The 16,294-nt window shown below is 71.7% G+C and carries 13 protein-coding genes and 1 tRNA gene; 7 read left to right on the top strand and 7 right to left on the bottom strand.

Translation table 11 applies throughout. The annotated features are described in order from the left end of the window. Positions 1 to 319 precede the first annotated feature (319 nt). Positions 320 to 1,693 (top strand): FAD-dependent oxidoreductase, encoded by a 1,374-nt coding sequence (locus tag AB0P35_RS16700; protein WP_363511285.1) that lies wholly within the window; start codon positions 320 to 322, stop codon positions 1,691 to 1,693. A gap of 290 nt (positions 1,694 to 1,983) precedes the next feature. Here AB0P35_RS16700 and AB0P35_RS16695 read toward each other — a convergent pair whose 3' ends face one another. Then, positions 1,984 to 4,542 carry an FtsX-like permease family protein gene (locus AB0P35_RS16695; RefSeq protein ID WP_363511283.1) on the bottom strand — a complete coding sequence of 853 codons (2,559 nt, stop codon included), beginning with the start codon at positions 4,540 to 4,542 and terminating at the stop codon, positions 1,984 to 1,986. Positions 4,543 to 4,592: 50 nt separating this feature from the next. Beyond that, complete coding sequence (locus tag AB0P35_RS16690) at positions 4,593 to 5,366, bottom strand: ABC transporter ATP-binding protein (protein ID WP_363511281.1); 774 nt, start codon at positions 5,364 to 5,366, stop codon at positions 4,593 to 4,595. Positions 5,367 to 5,674: 308 nt separating this feature from the next. Between AB0P35_RS16690 and AB0P35_RS16685 the strand changes: the two genes are divergently transcribed. The 3 genes from AB0P35_RS16685 to AB0P35_RS16675 all read left to right on the top strand — a co-directional run bounded on the left by AB0P35_RS16685 (position 5,675) and on the right by AB0P35_RS16675 (position 7,177). Beyond that, positions 5,675 to 5,759, top strand: a tRNA-Leu gene (locus AB0P35_RS16685). Positions 5,760 to 5,868: 109 nt separating this feature from the next. Continuing rightward, positions 5,869 to 6,756: a Bax inhibitor-1/YccA family protein gene (locus AB0P35_RS16680; RefSeq protein WP_363511279.1), complete on the top strand. Its 888-nt coding sequence runs from the start codon at positions 5,869 to 5,871 to the stop codon at positions 6,754 to 6,756. 82 nt (positions 6,757 to 6,838) lie between these two features. Then, on the top strand, positions 6,839 to 7,177 hold the full coding sequence (locus AB0P35_RS16675; protein ID WP_363511277.1) for a hypothetical protein: 339 nt from the start codon (positions 6,839 to 6,841) through the stop codon (positions 7,175 to 7,177). Between the two features lie 79 nt (positions 7,178 to 7,256). Here AB0P35_RS16675 and AB0P35_RS16670 read toward each other — a convergent pair whose 3' ends face one another. The 3 genes from AB0P35_RS16670 to AB0P35_RS16660 form a co-directional block, all read right to left on the bottom strand. Continuing rightward, on the bottom strand, positions 7,257 to 8,171 hold the full coding sequence (locus AB0P35_RS16670) for a hypothetical protein (protein ID WP_363511275.1): 915 nt from the start codon (positions 8,169 to 8,171) through the stop codon (positions 7,257 to 7,259). 304 nt (positions 8,172 to 8,475) lie between these two features. Then, complete coding sequence (locus AB0P35_RS16665; protein ID WP_363511273.1) at positions 8,476 to 9,696, bottom strand: acetyl-CoA C-acetyltransferase; 1,221 nt, start codon at positions 9,694 to 9,696, stop codon at positions 8,476 to 8,478. Between the two features lie 82 nt (positions 9,697 to 9,778). Next, entirely contained in the window at positions 9,779 to 10,858 is a 1,080-nt protein-coding gene (locus tag AB0P35_RS16660) for an SGNH/GDSL hydrolase family protein (protein ID WP_363511271.1), read from the bottom strand. A 145-nt stretch (positions 10,859 to 11,003) separates the two neighbouring features. Here AB0P35_RS16660 and AB0P35_RS16655 point away from each other — a divergent pair, with 145 nt between their 5' ends. The 3 genes from AB0P35_RS16655 to AB0P35_RS16645 all read left to right on the top strand — a co-directional run bounded on the left by AB0P35_RS16655 (position 11,004) and on the right by AB0P35_RS16645 (position 14,749). After that, positions 11,004 to 12,404, top strand: coding sequence for a cystathionine beta-synthase (locus tag AB0P35_RS16655; RefSeq protein WP_363511269.1), 1,401 nt, complete (start codon positions 11,004 to 11,006; stop codon positions 12,402 to 12,404). A gap of 533 nt (positions 12,405 to 12,937) precedes the next feature. Continuing rightward, complete coding sequence (locus tag AB0P35_RS16650) at positions 12,938 to 13,264, top strand: hypothetical protein (protein WP_095873395.1); 327 nt, start codon at positions 12,938 to 12,940, stop codon at positions 13,262 to 13,264. A gap of 222 nt (positions 13,265 to 13,486) precedes the next feature. Next, complete coding sequence (locus tag AB0P35_RS16645) at positions 13,487 to 14,749, top strand: Ig-like domain-containing protein (protein WP_363511267.1); 1,263 nt, start codon at positions 13,487 to 13,489, stop codon at positions 14,747 to 14,749. Between the two features lie 186 nt (positions 14,750 to 14,935). Here the strand turns inward: AB0P35_RS16645 and AB0P35_RS16640 are convergent, their stop codons facing one another. Continuing rightward, the gene (locus AB0P35_RS16640; protein WP_363511265.1) at positions 14,936 to 15,343 is read right to left on the bottom strand and encodes a spore-associated protein A; all 408 of its coding nucleotides are present in this window, start codon (positions 15,341 to 15,343) and stop codon (positions 14,936 to 14,938) included. Between the two features lie 251 nt (positions 15,344 to 15,594). Further along, positions 15,595 to 16,038: a DUF4304 domain-containing protein gene (locus AB0P35_RS16635; protein ID WP_363511263.1), complete on the bottom strand. Its 444-nt coding sequence runs from the start codon at positions 16,036 to 16,038 to the stop codon at positions 15,595 to 15,597. Between the last annotated feature and the right edge of the window lie 256 nt (positions 16,039 to 16,294).

The raw sequence follows: 16,294 nt of genomic DNA, 5'->3' as shown, positions 1-16,294 counted from the left end.
CGCCTGATCGACGCACCCCGGTGTCCGCTCCGTCCGTTATGTGGGACCGAAGGTCGCCCTCCGTGTTCAGCCAGCGGATCGCAGGCAGGGCTCACCGATGGCCGATGGATTCGAAATTCCGCTCGGGAACTCGGGCGCCACCGGGATCGTTGCTGCTCAGCGCGGCCATAACCGCCCCCGGGCTCACCCGACCCCCCGTCGACGCGTGAGCGGACGGCCACACCCTCGAAATGCGGGCGCGCAGTGTAGCAGGGGGTGTCCAGAGGCTTGTGACGGGCCTCACGAAGTGCCCGTCAGATGGGGGTGGATACTTTCCGATATGAGCACCACGGAGCGTCCTCGCATCCTCATTGTCGGCGGTGGTTACGTCGGCCTGTATGCCGCGATGCGCATCCTCAAGAAGATGCGCTACGGGGAGGCGACCGTCACGGTCGTCGACCCGCGGTCCTACATGACGTACCTGCCCTTCCTTCCCGAGGCGGCCGGCGGCAACGTCGCGCCTCGCAACCTCGTCGCACCGCTGCGCAGCGCCCTCAAGAAGGCGGAGGTGCTCACCGGTGCGGTCACCGGCGTGGACCACGCCCGCAAGGTCGCCACGATCCAGCCCGCGGCCGGCGACGCCTACGAGCTGCCCTTCGACTACCTGGTCGTGGCCACCGGCTCGGTCTCCCGCACCTTCCCGATCCCGGGTCTCGCGGAGCACGGCATCGGCATGAAGACGGTCGAGGAGGCGATCAGCCTCCGCAACCACGTCATGGCGCAGCTCGACAAGGCCGAGTCGACCGCGGACGCGGACATCCGCCGCAAGGCCCTGACCTTCGTGGTCGTGGGCGGCGGGTTCGCCGGTGTCGAGACGATCGCCGAGATCGAGGACATGGCGCGCGACGCGGCGAAGATCTACAAGACCGTCAGCCGCGACGACATGCGCTTCATCCTCGTCGAGGCGGCCAACCGCATCCTCCCCGAGATGGGCCCGGACCTCGGTCTGTGGACCAAGGAGAAGCTCGAAGAGCGCAACATCGAGATCTACATCGAGACCTCGATGGACTCCTGCGTCGACCAGCACGTCGTCCTGAAGAACGGTGTCGAGGCCGACGCCTCCACCATCGTCTGGACGGCCGGCGTCAAGCCGAACCCGGTGCTGGCCAACTTCGGCCTCCCGCTCGGCCCCCGCGGCCACGTGGACACCGCGCCCACCCTCCAGGTGCAGGGCTTCGACTACGTCTGGTCCGCCGGCGACAACGCCCAGGTGCCGGACCTCGCCGTCGGCGAGGGCGCCTGGTGCCCGCCGAACGCCCAGCACGCGGTGCGTCAGGCGCTCGTCCTCGCCGACAACGTGATCTCCGGCATGCGGGGCTTCCCGCAGAAGGAGTACAAGCACAAGAACCTCGGTGCGGTCGCCGGCCTCGGCCTGCACAAGGGTGTGGCGATCCTCTTCGGCAAGTACAAGCTGAAGGGCCGTCCGGCCTGGTGGTTCCACCGCCTGTACCACGGCAGCCGGGTGCCGACCATGAACCGCAAGGTCCGCGTCTTCACCGACTGGACGCTGGCGATGTTCCTCAAGCGCGAGACCGTCGGCCTCGCCGAGATGGAGAAGCCGTTCGAGGCGTTCCAGGAGGCCGCCGGCCCCGCCAAGCCGATTCCGGCCCAGGCGAAGCCGGCCGTCGAGAAGGAGCTGGCCACCAGCAAGTAAGCGACTGTGGCCCCGGCGCGAGCAGGCCGGGGATGAGTCGGAGGCCCTCCGCCCGGCAACGTCGCCGGACCACGACCTCCGTGGTGCTCAGCCGGCCGTGCGAGTCGGGCGGAGTACAGAAGTGACCGAAGGCCCCTGCCGTAACCGGGCAGGGGCCTTCGTCGTGTCCCGCGCCGGGCGCTGCGTGTGTCCTGACCCGTGTCCTGTGCCGTGTGCCCCGGTCTCCTGCGGGAACGGCGAGGGCCCCCGGCACCGGGAGGGTGCCGGGGGCCCTGTGGACGGGCGGTGCGTCAGTCGGTCTTGATGGCGCCCAGGATGTCCAGGCGGGAGGCCCGGCGGGCCGGCCAGATCGCCGCCACCATGCCCACCAGCCCGGCCAGCGCCAGGAAGACCAGCAGCTTGCCGTACGGGACGACCGTGCCGAGCCCCGGCATGCTGGACTCCAGGGTGCCGTTGACCGCCCAGGCCAGGAAGCAGCCGAGCAGCACGCCGATCACCGCGCCGAACATCGAGATGACCACCGACTCCAGCCGGACCATCCGCTTGACGCCGCGTCGGTCCAGGCCGATGGCGCGCAGCATGCCGATCTCCCGCTTGCGCTCGAAGACGGACATCGCCAGGGTGTTCACCACGCCGAGCACCGCCACCAGCACGGACATCGCCAGCAGGCCGTACATCAGGTTCAGCATGAAGGTGATGATCTTGCTGTACTCGTCCCGGATGTCCTGCTTGGTCTTCACGTCGATCACCGGGTTGCTGCCGGTGGCGTCCTTGATGGCCTTGCGCAGGGCATCGGTCGGGCCGTCCGCGGTCTTCACCAGGATCTGGGTGACGTACGGGTCCTCGGTGTGCTTGAAGACCTCGGTGTTGGCCATCACGACCGGCGAGAGCAGCTCGTTCTTCTGGAACACGCCGCCGACGGTGACCTGGGCGGTGCCGCCGTCCGGGTACTCGACCGGCAGGGTCGAGCCGACCGACAGGTTGTTGCTCTTCGCGGTCTCCGCCTGGACGAGGATCTGCCCCTGCTTCAGCGCGGCCGTGGAGCCGCTGTCCAGCGTGAGGGCGACCACCTTGTCGACCGCGTCGGCGTCGACACCGCTGATCGCGCGCTCGGTGGAGCCCAGCTTCCAGTAGACGTCCGACATCGGGCTGACCGCGGACACCCCGGGGACCTTGGCGACCGCGGCGGCCAGCTTCGGGTCCGGCGAGATGCCGTTGGCCGTCTTGATGCTGTAGTCCGCCGTCATGCTGCTGGTCACCGAGCGGTCGACGGCGTCGCCGACCGAGGCGCCCAGCACCGTCAGCGAGCTGACCAGGGCCAGGCCGATGGTGAGCGCGGCCGCGGTGGCGGCGGTGCGGCGCGGGTTGCGCACCGCGTTCTGCTGGGCCAGCCGGCCGGCGGTGCCCGCGGTCGCCCGCAGCAGCGGGCCGACCAGCGCGATCACCGGACGGGACAGCAGCGGCAGCAGGATGAAGATGCCGATCAGGGCGAGGCCCGCGCCGGCCGCGACCGGGATCCGGCCGGAGGAGTCGCCGGCCGCGGCGCCGACGGCCACCAGGCCCAGGCCGCCCGCGGCGATCAGGCCGCCGATGACGTTCCGCACGATCAGGCTCTTCGGCGCGGCGGGCTGGTCGCCGCTGCTCATCGCCGCGACCGGGGCGATCCGCGAGGCGCGGACGGCGGGCAGCAGTGCGGAGAGCGTCGTCACCACGACACCGACCACCAGGGAGACCACGACGGTGGCGGGGGCGACGACGAGCGGGCCGGCCGGCAGGCCGGCGTCCAGCGCGTCGAGCACCGCGCGCATGCCGGCGCCGATCCCGATGCCGGTGGCGAGACCGGCCGCCGAGGCGACGAGGCCGATCATCAGCGCCTCGATCAGCACCGAGCGGGTCACCTGGCCGCGGCCGGCGCCGACCGCGCGCAGCAGGGCCAGCTCACGGGTGCGCTGGGCGACCAGCATGGTGAAGGTGTTGGCGATGATGAAGATGCCGACGAAGAGCGAGATCCCGGCGAAGGCGAGCAGGGCGGTCTTCATGCCGGTGGTGCCGTCGGCGATCATCTTCGTCTGGCGGTCGGTCAGCTCCTGGCCGGTCTCGGCCTGCATCTGGCCGTTACCGGGCAGCACGGCGGTGATCTTCTGCAGCAGCTCGTTCTGCGAGGTACCGGGCTTCGCGGTGACCGTGATGGTGCTGTACTGGCCGGGCGCGAGCAGCAGCTGCTGCGCGGTGGCCCGGTCGAAGAGGGTCAGCGTGCCGCCCGACTCGATCTCGGGGTCGTCGGTGGTGAAGACGCCGACCAGGGTGCGCTCGCTGGCGGGGCCGGTGGAGGCGATCCGGACGGTGTCGCCGACGTGGAAGCCGCCCTTCTCGGCGGTGCGGCGGTCGAGCGCGATCTCCCGCTCGGCCTGCGGGCCCCGGCCCTCGACCATCGGGTAGCGGGAGTCCTTGCCGGAGGCGTCCGGGGCGAAGTTGCCGCCCCGGGAGGCCCAGCCCTGGCCGATCAGGTCGCCCTTGCGGTCGGCCACGCCGACGAAGCCGCCGACGGTGCCGCGGGCCCGCTCGGTGCCCGGCAGCGCGGCGATCTTCGCGACGGTGTCGTCGGTGAGCTTGCCCTGGTTCGGGCCGCTCCGGTCCTTGGCACGGAAGGGGGAGTCCGCGACCGTGTCGGTGACCAGGACGGAGACGTCCGAGTAGCTCTTGGAGAGGCTGTTCTTCATGCCCTCGCCGAGCGTGTCGGAGAAGACCATGGTGCCGGCCACGAAGGCCGTGCCCAGCAGGACGGCGAGCGCCGTCATCAGCAGTCGGCCCTTGTGGGCCAGCACATTGCGCAGTGCGGTGCGGTACATGGGTGTGTGAGTCCTGGAGGTGTGGGTGCGGGCGGGCGGCGGACGTCGTGTCAGCTGGTGCGGCCCTTGGCGTCGAAGCGGCGCATGCGGTCCAGGACGGAGTCGGCGGTGGGGGCGGTCAGCTCGTCGACGATCCGGCCGTCGGCGAGGAACACCACCCGGTCGGCGTACGAGGCGGCGACCGGGTCGTGCGTCACCATGACGACGGTCTGACCGAGCTCGCGCACCGAGTTGCGCAGGAAGGAGAGGATCTCCGCGCCGGAGCGGGAGTCGAGGTTGCCGGTGGGCTCGTCGGCGAAGATGATCTCCGGCTTGGAGGCCAGCGCGCGGGCGCAGGCCACCCGCTGCTGCTGGCCGCCGGAGAGCTGCGACGGGCGGTGGGTGAGCCGACCGGAGAGGCCGACCGTGTCGACCACGCGGTCCAGCCACGGCTGGTCGACCTTGGTGCCCGCGATGTCCATCGGCAGGGTGATGTTCTCCAGCGCGGTCAGCGTGGGCAGCAGGTTGAAGGCCTGGAAGACGAACCCGATCTTGTCCCGGCGAAGCTTGGTGAGCTGCTTGTCCCGCAGCCCGACCAGCTCGGTCTCGCCGATCGTGGCGGAACCCGAGGAGACCGTGTCCAGCCCGGCCATGCAGTGCATCAGGGTCGACTTGCCGGAGCCGGACGGGCCCATGATCGCGGTGAACTCGCCCTGCGCGAAGGCCACGCTCACGCTGTCGAGGGCGACCACGCGGGTCTCGCCCTCCCCGTAGACCTTGCTCAGCCCGTTGGCTCGGGCGGCCGCCTGGCCGGTGCGGACGGCGGGTGCGGTCGTCGTGGTCACGGGAACTCCTGTCGGGGAGGGTACGGCTGGTCTACTCGATCCTCCCGTGCGTGATCATGGGATCCGTCGCTCCGGCGAACGGTTGCGGCGACCGCCGCCAGGCGTATCCGGAACTCCCGCCCTCCTCCTGCGGTATGACACCGACCCTGAGAACGGCGGCTGGCCGGATATCGCCGGGCAGGTGGCCGAATCACGGACTGTTCGTCAGATGGCAAGGAAACATGACAACTTCCGGCCCGTGGAACATGCGAAACCGGGACCCGGGCGACTAGGCTCAGGGGCAGCCCGCACACGGGCGCGCGGTTCACGCCCGGGTGGTGGAACGCAGACACGGGCAGCTTAAAACTGCTTGGCCGCGAGGCCGTGCCGGTTCGAGTCCGGCCCCGGGCACCAGCGCCACTGTGGCGCCGGAGGAGATCCTCCTCACGGCGTACGCGCATTCCTTTGCCAAACCATTACCCTGGTTCGGTGGGCAGCGTCGCGCCGCCCCGGAGGGAATGAGATGAGAAGCAGCAACCCGGTCTTCTCGCGGGAGGGGTCCTTCACCCGCGACACCGGATACGCGGGGTTCGACGCCACCCGGCCGCCCCAGGCCGGCGACCCGTACGCCAACAACCCCTACGCGGCCAACCCCTACGGCGCCAACCCGTACGCGCGCCCCGACGGCACCCAGCTGACGGACGACCAGCTGGTCGAGATGTACCAGGCCCCGTCCGCGGGCCCGCTGCAGACCGGCCGGATGACCATGGACGACGTGGTCGCCCGGACGACGCTCACGCTGCTCACCCTGGTCGCGTTCGGCGCCCTCGCGTGGTTCGCGCTGCCCGACGAGGGCTACGGCTTCGCCGCCGGCGCCGCCCTGGCCGCGTTCGTGGTCGGCCTCGTCATCACCTTCAAGCGCAGCGTCAGCCCGCCGCTGATCCTCGCCTACGCCGCCCTGGAGGGCTTCTTCCTCGGCGCGATCACCAAGGTCTTCAACACGATCTGGCCCGGCATCGCCGTCCAGGCCGTGCTCGGCACCGCGGTGGTCTTCGGCGCCATGCTGATCGCCTACAAGAGCGGCCGGATCCGGGTCACCCCCCGGTACACCCGGATCGGCCTGGCCATCGCGATGGGCTTCCTCGGCCTGCTGCTGGTCAACATGATCGCCTCGATGTTCGGCGCCGACTTCGGCCTGCGCTCCGGCCCGCTCGGCATCGCGGTGGGCCTGATCGGCATCGCCCTCGGCGCGTTCTTCCTCTCGCTGGACTTCGCCGAGATCGAGAACGCGATCCGCGGCGGCGCCCCGCAGCAGGAGGCCTGGCGCGCCGCCTTCGGCCTCACCCTCTCCCTGGTCTGGATCTACCTGGAGATGCTGCGCCTGATCGCCATCCTCCGCGGCGACGACTGACCTCGTCCCGGACCCGCACCGAAGCCCCCGAGAGCCCCGCTCCCGGGGGCTTCGGCCTGTCCGGGCCCGATACCCTCGCTGCATGTCCGAAGCCCCCCTGCCGTCCGCCGCCGACCTGGTCGACGCCGTCGACCGCCTCGCGGACCGGTTCCGTTCGATGCCGCAGAGCCGGCTGCTCGCCGCGGTGCCCGGCCACCCGTCCCGGGCGAGGGCCGGGCTGGCGCTGGCCCGCAGCCTGGCCTCGGCCGCCCTGGAACTGGAGGGCGAGCCGCCGCGCGAGGTGCCGGACGCCGGCCCGTTCGCGGTCGGCGACCAGCTCTCCGTGGCCGGACACGACCTGGTGCTCGCCGCACAGGGCCGGCCGGAGGCCGTCGCCGCCGCGCTGGCCGCCGTCCGGGAGACCGAGCGGCTCACCGCCTGAGACGCGAACGGCCGAGGGCCGGTCGGGCAACCCCGCGGGGTCGCCCGACCGGCCCTCGGCCGGTGACGCGTCGGACGGTTCAGATGCTCGCGACCACCCGGTCGGCCAGCACGTACACCGCGTCGTCGTCGGTGGAGAAGGTCAGCGAGTAGGAGCCGGAGAACCGGGACCCGCCGAGCAGCCGGACGTCCTCGCCGGCCGAGACGGCGTCGACCAGGCGGTAGGCCGCCTCGCGGTCGCCGGGAGCCACGCACAGCGTGGTGCCGTCGGCGAAGGCGTACACGTCCAGGGTGCCCAGCGGGCCGGGACGGACGTCGGTGAGGGCGATCTTCTCGTCGGCCAGCGCGGCGAGCCGGGTGTCCGTCCACTCCCGGGACGGGGTCTGGCTCGGCACGAAGTCGGGGTGCGAGGGGTGACGGCGCGGGTCCGGGGCGACGGCCGGCTCGGCCTCGACCTCGGCGTCCAGCAGGCCGGCCTCCAGGCCGGTCGCGATCAGGTCGGCCTCACGGCGGGCGCGGACGTCGGAACCGGCCTCGGCCGGCACCGGGGTGCCGCCCTGCGACGGGTGGCCGGGGAGCACGCCCCCCTCCGGGCCGCCCTCGTTGATGATGTCCTCCAGCGCGCTCCGCAGCGCCTCGCCGAATCCCGGGTCCATCGTGCCGTTGTCCGCGGCGCTCTCCGGGCCGGTCGGCCGCGGGAAGAACAGCGGCCATTCCTCCCCGACACTCAGGAAGGGACCCTCGAACATCGGGGCGTCCTCCGCGGCGCGCGCCTCCTGCTCGGCCCAGAAGGCCCGGGCCTCGGTGATCTCCCGCTCCCGGTCCGCCGCGAGCGCCGCGGTGACCGCCCGGCGTATCGCCGTCTCGTCGAGGGCGGTTCCGGCGGGGGCGGTCCGCTGCTCCTCCAACCGGCGCGAGAGCGCCCGGACCTGGAGCAGCACGACGGAGGCGACGACGATCAGGATCAGCAGCAGAGAGATGTAGACGACGCTCACGGAATGTACTCCTTGCGAGGAGTGGAACGGGGTTGCACGTCCACATTGCCGCATGCGAGGCCGTTACTGCAGTGGTGGATGTCCCATTTATAGGGAACTTCCGCCCTTGTCCCCAAATTGTTAGGTACTACCTGTCGACGGAGCGGAGTCGAGCCATTCCGCTCCGTCGACGAAACGGCCCGGAAATGAAAAATCGAGGGCCGGACCACGTTTCGCGTGTGATCCGGCCCTCAATTACGGAGTGTCACTCCGAACGGGTGGTTCCCCGTGCCGCGTACGGCGTGTCGCTCGTGTTCGGCTCAGCTCAGCTCAGCCGCTCGATGACCATCGCCATGCCCTGGCCGCCGCCGACGCACATGGTCTCCAGACCGAACTGCTTGTCGTGCCACTGCAGGGAGTTGATCAGGGTGGTGGTGATGCGGGCGCCCGTCATGCCGAAGGGGTGGCCGATGGCGATGGCGCCGCCGTTGACGTTCAGGCGGTCGATGTCGATGCCGAGGTCGCGGTAGGAGGGGATCACCTGGGCGGCGAAGGCCTCGTTGATCTCGACCAGGTCGATGTCGTTGATCGACATGCCGGCGCGGGCGAGGGCCTGCTTGGTGGCCTCGACCGGGCCGTAGCCCATGATCTCGGGGGAGAGGCCGCTGACACCGGTGGAGACGACCCGGGCGAGCGGGGTGATGCCGAGCTCGCGGGCCTTGGTGTCGGACATGATCACCAGGGCGGCGGCGCCGTCGTTCAGCGGGCAGCAGTTGCCGGCGGTCACGGTGCCGTCGGGGCGGAAGACCGGCTTGAGGCCGGAGACGGCGTCCAGGGTGACGCCGGCGCGCGGGCCGTCGTCCTGCGAGACGACGGTGCCGTCCGGGGTGGTGATCGGGACGATCTCGCGCTGCCAGAAGCCGGCCGCGATGGCCTGCTCGGCGAGGTTCTGCGAGCGGACGCCGAACTCGTCCTGGTCGGCGCGGGTGATGCCCTTGAGCGCGGCCAGGTTCTCCGCGGTCTGGCCCATCGCGACGTAGGCGTCGGGGAGCAGGCCGTCCTCGCGCGGGTCGTGCCACTCGCCGCCGCCCTCGGCGGCGCGCTTGGCGGTGCGGGCCTGCGCCTCGTCGAAGAGCGGGTTCGGGGTGTTCGGCATGCCGTCGGAGGTGCCGTTGATGCTGCGGGAGACGGTCTCGACGCCGGCCGAGATGAAGATGTCGCCCTCGCCGGCCTTGATCGCGTGCAGCGCCATGCGGGTGGTCTGCAGCGAGGAGGCGCAGTAGCGGGTGATCGTGGTGCCGGGCAGGTAGTCCATGCCCATCTGCACCGCGACGATCCGGCCGAGGTTGTGGCCCTGCTCGCCGCCGGGCAGGCCGCAGCCGAGCATCAGGTCGTCGATCTGCCGCGGGTCGAGCTCCGGCACCCTGGCGAGCGCGGCGCCGATGATCTGGGAGGTGAGGTCGTCCGGCCGGACGTCCTTCAGCGAGCCCTTGAAGGCCCGGCCGATCGGCGAACGGGCGGCGCTGACGATGACGGCTTCGGGCATGGTGGGCTCCTCGCTGAGTGACCGGCTAGCGAGTATTCACTTGAGGCCGCAAGTCTGCCTCCAATGACACTCGGGAGGAAAATTACCGCTTAGTAGCCCCGGCGTCACCCGGTCCCGGGTGTGAGCTGGCTGACGCGGCCTCGGGCACCGGCGTGCCCGGCAGACCCAGCCGCAGCCGGTGCCGCATCAGCGCCCAGCGCCGGGCCGCCGGCTCGCTGCCGGCCGCCGCGACCTCGGTGCCCGAGCGGCCCGCCGCGGCCGCCGCCGCCACCTCGACCGGCAGCACCGCCTGCGCCGCCGGCGCCTCGACCGCCGCGTCCTCCTCCGCGGGCCACAGGTCCACCGCCGCACACAGCGAGGGCAGCATCGCCATCGCCGCGGTCGCGTAGCCCTGCGCCGACGGGTGGTAGCGGTCGGCCGCGAACAGCTCCGGCCGGGTCGCGAACTCCGGGCCAAGCAGCGAACCCAGCGACACCGTCCGCCCGCCCGCCTCGACCACCGCGATGGTCTGCGCGGCGGCCAGCTGCCGGCTCAGCCGCCGGGCCACCCAGCGCAGCGGCGGCCGCACCGGCTTGATCGTGCCCAGATCCGGGCAGGTGCCGACCACCACCTCGCAGCCGGTCGACCGCAGGATGCGCACCGCGTCGCCCAGCTGCCGCACGCACTGCGCCGCCGGGCTGTGCCGGGTCACGTCGTTGGCGCCGATCATGATCACCGCGAGCGCGGGACGGTGCGGCACGGCCAGCGCCGCCTGGTCGACCAGGTCCGCCGAGCGCGCCCCCGACCTGGCCACGTTCACCAACCGCACCCGCCGCTCGGCCACCGAGGCCAGGCCCGAGGCCAGCAGCGCGCCCGGCGTCTCCCGGCCGCGGTTCACGCCCAGCCCCGCCGCGGTCGAGTCGCCGAGGAAGGCCAGCACCAGGGGCGGCTCGTCCGAGGCCGGGGCGATCGCCCCGGAGTCGGTGAACGCGTCGCCGTAGATGCCGTCGGCACGCGGCGGATCGCCCTCCAGCAGCCCGATCGCCCGGACCGCCAGCCTGCTCTCGGTCAGCAGCAAGCCGGCCAGCCCCACGCCCAGCAGTCCGATCCCGCCGCCGCCGTACGCGGCCGCCGTCGCGATCCGGCGGGCCACCCTGGCCCTCGACGCCTGTGCCCCTGGCATCCTGCACCCCCTTGTGCGGTCTTCCAGAGTCCTCGTAACCCCGTAGTACCCGTCCGGACAGCGCCGCTATCGGCGGCCGTCGGCCATCCGTGGCCATACCCTTTAGACACCCACAGTCACACGCGCCACTATCGGGAGGACCCCCGTGCGGTACAGCAATTCGATCATCGAGCTGGTCGGCAACACGCCCCTGGTGAAGCTCAACCAGGTCACCGAGGGGATCACCGCCACCGTGCTGGCCAAGGTCGAGTACTTCAACCCGGGCGGCAGCGTGAAGGACCGGATCGCGCTGCGCATGGTCGAGGCCGCGGAGGCCTCGGGCGCGCTCAAGCCCGGCGGCACCATCGTCGAGCCCACCTCCGGCAACACCGGCGTCGGCCTGGCGATCGTGGCCCAGCAGAAGGGCTACAAGTGCATCTTCGTCTGCCCGGACAAGGTGTCCACTGACAAGATCAACACGCTGCGCGCCTACGGCGCCGAGGTCGTGGTCTGCCCGACCGCCGTCGCCCCCGAGCACCCGGACTCCTACTACAACGTCTCCGACCGGCTGGTCCGCGAGACCCCGAACGCCTGGAAGCCGGACCAGTACTCCAACCCGGACAACCCGGCCTCGCACTACCACTCCACCGGCCCGGAGCTGTGGGAGCAGACTGACGGCAGGATCACCCACTTCGTCGCGGGCGTCGGCACCGGCGGCACCATCTCCGGCACCGGCCGCTACCTGAAGGACGTCTCCGATGGCAAGGTCCAGGTGGTCGGCGCCGACCCGGAGGGCTCGGTGTACTCCGGCGGCACCGGCCGCCCGTACCTGGTGGAGGGCGTCGGCGAGGACTTCTGGCCCACCGCCTACGACCGCACCGTCGCGGACGAGATCGTGGCCGTGTCCGACAAGGACTCCTTCCAGATGACCCGTCGCCTCGCCAAGGAGGAGGGCCTGCTGGTCGGCGGCTCCTGCGGCATGGCCGTGGTCGCCGCCCTGGAGGTCGCCAAGCGGCTCGGCCCGGACGACGTGGTCGTCGTGCTGCTGCCGGACGGCGGCCGCGGCTACCTCTCCAAGATCTTCAACGACGACTGGATGGCCGACTACGGTTTCCTGCCCACCGCCACCGACGAGGCGCACATCGGCGAGGTGCTGGCCCGCAAGGACGCCCTCGAGCACGAGGGCATCCCGCAGTTCGTCCACATGCACCCCAACGAGACCGTCGCCGAGGCCGTCCAGGTGCTGCGCGACTTCGGCGTCTCCCAGATGCCGATCGTGTCGCCCGGCGCCGGCCACCCGGACGTCATGGCCGGCGAGGTGATCGGCTCGATCGTCGAGCGGGAGCTGCTGGAGGGCCTCTTCGCGCAGAAGATCACGCTGACCGACACCCTGGACAAGGTGATGTCCAAGCCGCTGCCGGTGGTCGGCTCCGGCGAGTCGGTGACCAACCTGATGACGGTGCTGGAGAAGGCCGACGCCGTGGTCGTGCTCGTCGAGGGCAAGCCGCAGGGCATCGTCACCCGCCAGGACCTGCTGGCGTTCCTCACCAGCCGGGCCGGCCACTGACCCAGGACCGCCGACCCCGGGCCGCTGGCGGCGGGTCGCCGGCCTCGGGCCGCTGATCCGCGGTCACCGGGCCCGGCGGGCCGACCGGGTGAAAGGGCGTCGTCTCACCTGTTGGTACACCGACGTCACCTCGGCGCATCAGCCCGTTAACAACGGTCGTGCATCGTATTGGTCAACGGCAAGACGCCGAGCATGGTGGCAGCGGAGGTCGGGAGCGGCTCCCCGGTCCCGCAGTCACCACGGACACGTCGGTCGGCCCTGACCCGGCCCTCCGTGTCCCGCCCGCGGGGGTTGCCGTCGTCCCGCCCCTGTTCGGTTCCGACCGATCCACAGGGTGCGGCGGCCCCCGCGGCACCCATCGCGCCGAAAGGCGCGTCTCCGCGGCTCCCGGGTGGGGGAGCGTCGGCGGAGACGGGAGGGCCGGTCCCCAGCCTCTGGGGGCCGGCCCTCTCCGTGTTCCCGCACCCGCCTCCTCGCGCCGCCGGGCCAGGCACGGTTTGGGTCCGTCCGTCGGCTGACCTAGGCTCGCCGCCATGACCAGCACTGACCTGCCCGCGCAGGACGAACCGCGTTACGTACGGCTCAAGATCGAACTCATCGCCGAGATCACCGACGAGCAGGCCCTCAAGGCCGCCGCCCTCGCCCAGGTCGAGAACGACGAGTACCTCGACGACGAGGAGCGCGCCCAGTCCGTCGAGGCCATCGAGGTGGACCCGTCCGGCTCGCTCGCCCACTTCATCGACCCGGTCGCGCTGCTCGGCGACGTCCCCGGCATCGAGCTGACCTCGGCCACCTGGGAGTCGGCGCACACCGACTTCGACCCGGACGAGGAGAGCTGGGACGAGTACAGCGTCGAGTAGCCCTCGTCACGCCCTCGCCACGCCCGCGCGGCACCGTCGCGCGGCGGCAAGGCCCGGTCCGGACCCTTCCGGACCGGGCCTTTTGTCCGATATGGAGGTATGACAAGTACTCTCGTACGGTCTGAAGCATGTGCGCCGAACGGGTGTATTCGCCCCGTTGTGCCGTGCTCACGATCCGTACCGGGCGCCCGACCGCGCCGGCCGAGCAGCAGGGAGAACCACGTGACGGCACCCGAGAGCCAGCAGCCGGGGAGCAGCAACTGGACCCGGCGCGGCGTCCTGGGCGGCCTGCTCGCCGCACCCGCCCTGCTCGTCGCGGCCTGCAACGGCGACACCGGCGGCAGCAGCGGCGGCGCGGCCGGGAACGCCTCCGGCGGGCCCACCACCAAGGGCGCCGACACCCCGAAGACCTCGGCCGCACGAATAACCGTGACCCCCGCCAACGGCGCCACCGCGGCCCCCTTCACCCGGCCGATCAAGGTCGCCGTCACCGGGGGCACCCTCACCTCCGTCACCGCCACCGACGACAGGGGCCGGGCGGTCGCCGGCACCCTCACCGCCGACGGGCTCGGCTGGGCCTCCACCACCCCGCTCAGCAGCGGCACCCGCTACACCGTCGCCGCGGTCGCCACCGACCGGGACGCCCTGGAGACCGACGTGCACGCGGCGTTCGCCACCGCCGCCCCCGCCAGCACCTTCGTCGGCCACTTCACCCCGGAGAACGGCGCCACCGTCGGCGTCGGCATGCCCGTCTCGATCAACTTCAGCCGGCCGATCACCAACCGCAGGGCCGTCCAGGAGGCGATCACCGTCACCGCCCGGCCCGGGGTCGAGATCGTCGGCCACTGGTTCTCCAGCACCCGGCTCGACTTCCGGCCGCAGGAGTACTGGGCCAAGGGCACCGTCGTCACCCTCAGCCTGCGGCTCAAGGACGTCGAGGGCGCCAGGGGCGTCTACGGCACCCAGTCCAAGGACGTCGCCTTCACCGTCGGCCGCAGCCGCACCAGCGTCGCCGACCTCTCGGCCGACACCCTCACCGTCACCACCGACGGCGTGGTCACCGGCACCTACCCGATCATCGGCGGCGCCCCCGCCACCCGCACCTGGGGCGGCAAGCTCGTCATCTCCGAGCAGTACCTGCAGACCAAGATGGACTCCCAGACCGTCGGCCTCGGCGACGAGTACAACATCCCCGACGTCCCGCACGCCCAGCGCCTCACCAGCTCCGGCACCTTCATCCACGGCAACTACTGGTCGCCGGAGAGCGCCTTCGGCGAGCAGAACCTCAGCCACGGCTGCATCGCCCTGCGGGACGTCAAGGGCGCCGGCGATCCGCAGACCGACGGCGCCACGTTCTTCAAGGAATCCCTGGTCGGCGACGTCGTCGAAGTGGTGAACTCCGGCGACCGGCCGGTCGACCCCGCCAACGGCCTCAACGGCTGGAACATGGACTGGGCCACCTGGAAGGCCGGCAGCGCGCTCTGACGCCGCGTCCGCGCGGGTGGTGCCGTGCGGCCGCCCGGGCGGACGGCGGCCGGCCGTACCGGGTGGGGCCGGTGGGCCGGGGGCGGTGGAGCAGCTCACCGCGCCGCGCCGTGCCGCCGGGCGGCCGCACAGCCGCGTGTGCCGGCGGGAGGCAGCTCCCGCCGGCACACGCGTTCAGGGGGCGGCTCAGCCGCAGTGCACGCCGTAGCGGTAGTACGTGGAGCCGTCGATCTCGCCGCCCCAGTCGATGCAGGTGCCGGGGGCCGAGACGTAGACCGGACCCGCGTAGGTGGTGTACTGGCCCTCATCCGAGTTCCACGGGTCGTTGGCCTTCGAGACCCTGGCGGCCATGTACTTCGCGCCGCCCGCGGTGTTGCGGACGGTCACCACACAGTTCTTGCCGGTGGAGCGGTTGTACGTGAGGAACACGGTGCCGCCGGTGACGGCGCCCGAGTCGATGACGCCGTAGCCGGAGCCGCAGGCGCCGTTGTAGGTCGCAGCGTGCGCGGCGGTCGGCATGACGGTGACGGCGGCCGCTGCGACGGCGGCCATGACGCCGGCCCGGGTGGCGGTCCGCTTGAGACGCTGGTGCACGTTCCACTCCAATCGTATGGCCGCGCCCGCTCAGAAACGGGACGGCCGGTCGGTCGGTACGGGCAATGCGGTGCGAATGCGGTGCGGCTCGACCTCGCCGGCGTCCCGCCGGTCCGTCCTCCCCGCCCCGCACCGACGATGCTGCCGCCCGGCCGTAGCGCCCCCGTAGCGCCCCCGTAGCGCCGCCGGGCCCGCGCCCGAGAACGCCGAAGGGCCGACGGACAGGTGTCCGTCGGCCCCGGTGGGCAGGATCAAATGGCGGCGATGCGGCGGCGGATCTCGGGCATGGCCTGGTCGGCCACCGCCGCGACCACGCCGTCGGCGGTCCGATCGACGGCGTCGCCGGGCTGGTCGGTGGAGATGTTCCACCAGGTGTCGCGGCGGTCGGCGAGCAGGTAGCCGATGCGTACCGGTTCGAAGCGGCGGCCGTAGTGGACGACCGGGTTGGGCCGGGCCGGGAGTTCGGGGTGCTCCTCGCGGTGGTTCTCCCAGGCCGCCCGGCCGATCACCGAGATGTTGACCGTGAAGTCGAGCGACTCGGCCGAGTTGAAGCGGGACGACTGGAACCCCAGCTGCACCCAGGCGTTCGGGTCCGGGAGCTCGAAACGCAGCCCGGACCCCTTCCAGCCGAGCGCCCGCAGCCGCGGGGCGACGCCGTCGCGCAGCATCGCCCGGTACAGCTCCTGGGCTGTCACGGTCGCCTGCTCAGTCGCTCGTCCGGGCCACGCCGATCGGCAGGAGGCGCCGGTGCCTTCGAGCGCCCTGTACCAGGTGACCGTATGTACGAGCGTGTCCGGCCGTCGGTCAGGTGCCGGGAGGGCCGGTGCCCAAGCTTCGCGAAGCCGTCCTTACGGGCACTAGTGTCTTGCGCCGCAAATCACGAGGGTAAGTTGCTACCCTTTTCGAGTGTCACATCCTGGGCCTTCTGCCGTGTCGATCACGTTGTCCGAG

It is taken from the genome of Kitasatospora sp. NPDC085879, assembly GCF_040686255.1.
Classification (GTDB): domain Bacteria; phylum Actinomycetota; class Actinomycetes; order Streptomycetales; family Streptomycetaceae; genus Kitasatospora.
This window is presented reverse-complemented; position numbering and strand designations above follow the sequence as displayed.

Coding starts and splice junctions, on each gene's coding strand:
- AB0P35_RS16700 (WP_363511285.1), top strand. CDS start 320: ATGAGCACCACGGAGCGTCCTCGCATCCTCATTGTCGGCGGTGGTTAC.
- AB0P35_RS16695 (WP_363511283.1), bottom strand. CDS start 4,542: ATGTACCGCACCGCACTGCGCAATGTGCTGGCCCACAAGGGCCGACTG.
- AB0P35_RS16680 (WP_363511279.1), top strand. CDS start 5,869: ATGAGAAGCAGCAACCCGGTCTTCTCGCGGGAGGGGTCCTTCACCCGC.
- AB0P35_RS16675 (WP_363511277.1), top strand. CDS start 6,839: ATGTCCGAAGCCCCCCTGCCGTCCGCCGCCGACCTGGTCGACGCCGTC.
- AB0P35_RS16665 (WP_363511273.1), bottom strand. CDS start 9,696: ATGCCCGAAGCCGTCATCGTCAGCGCCGCCCGTTCGCCGATCGGCCGG.
- AB0P35_RS16660 (WP_363511271.1), bottom strand. CDS start 10,858: ATGCCAGGGGCACAGGCGTCGAGGGCCAGGGTGGCCCGCCGGATCGCG.
- AB0P35_RS16650 (WP_095873395.1), top strand. CDS start 12,938: ATGACCAGCACTGACCTGCCCGCGCAGGACGAACCGCGTTACGTACGG.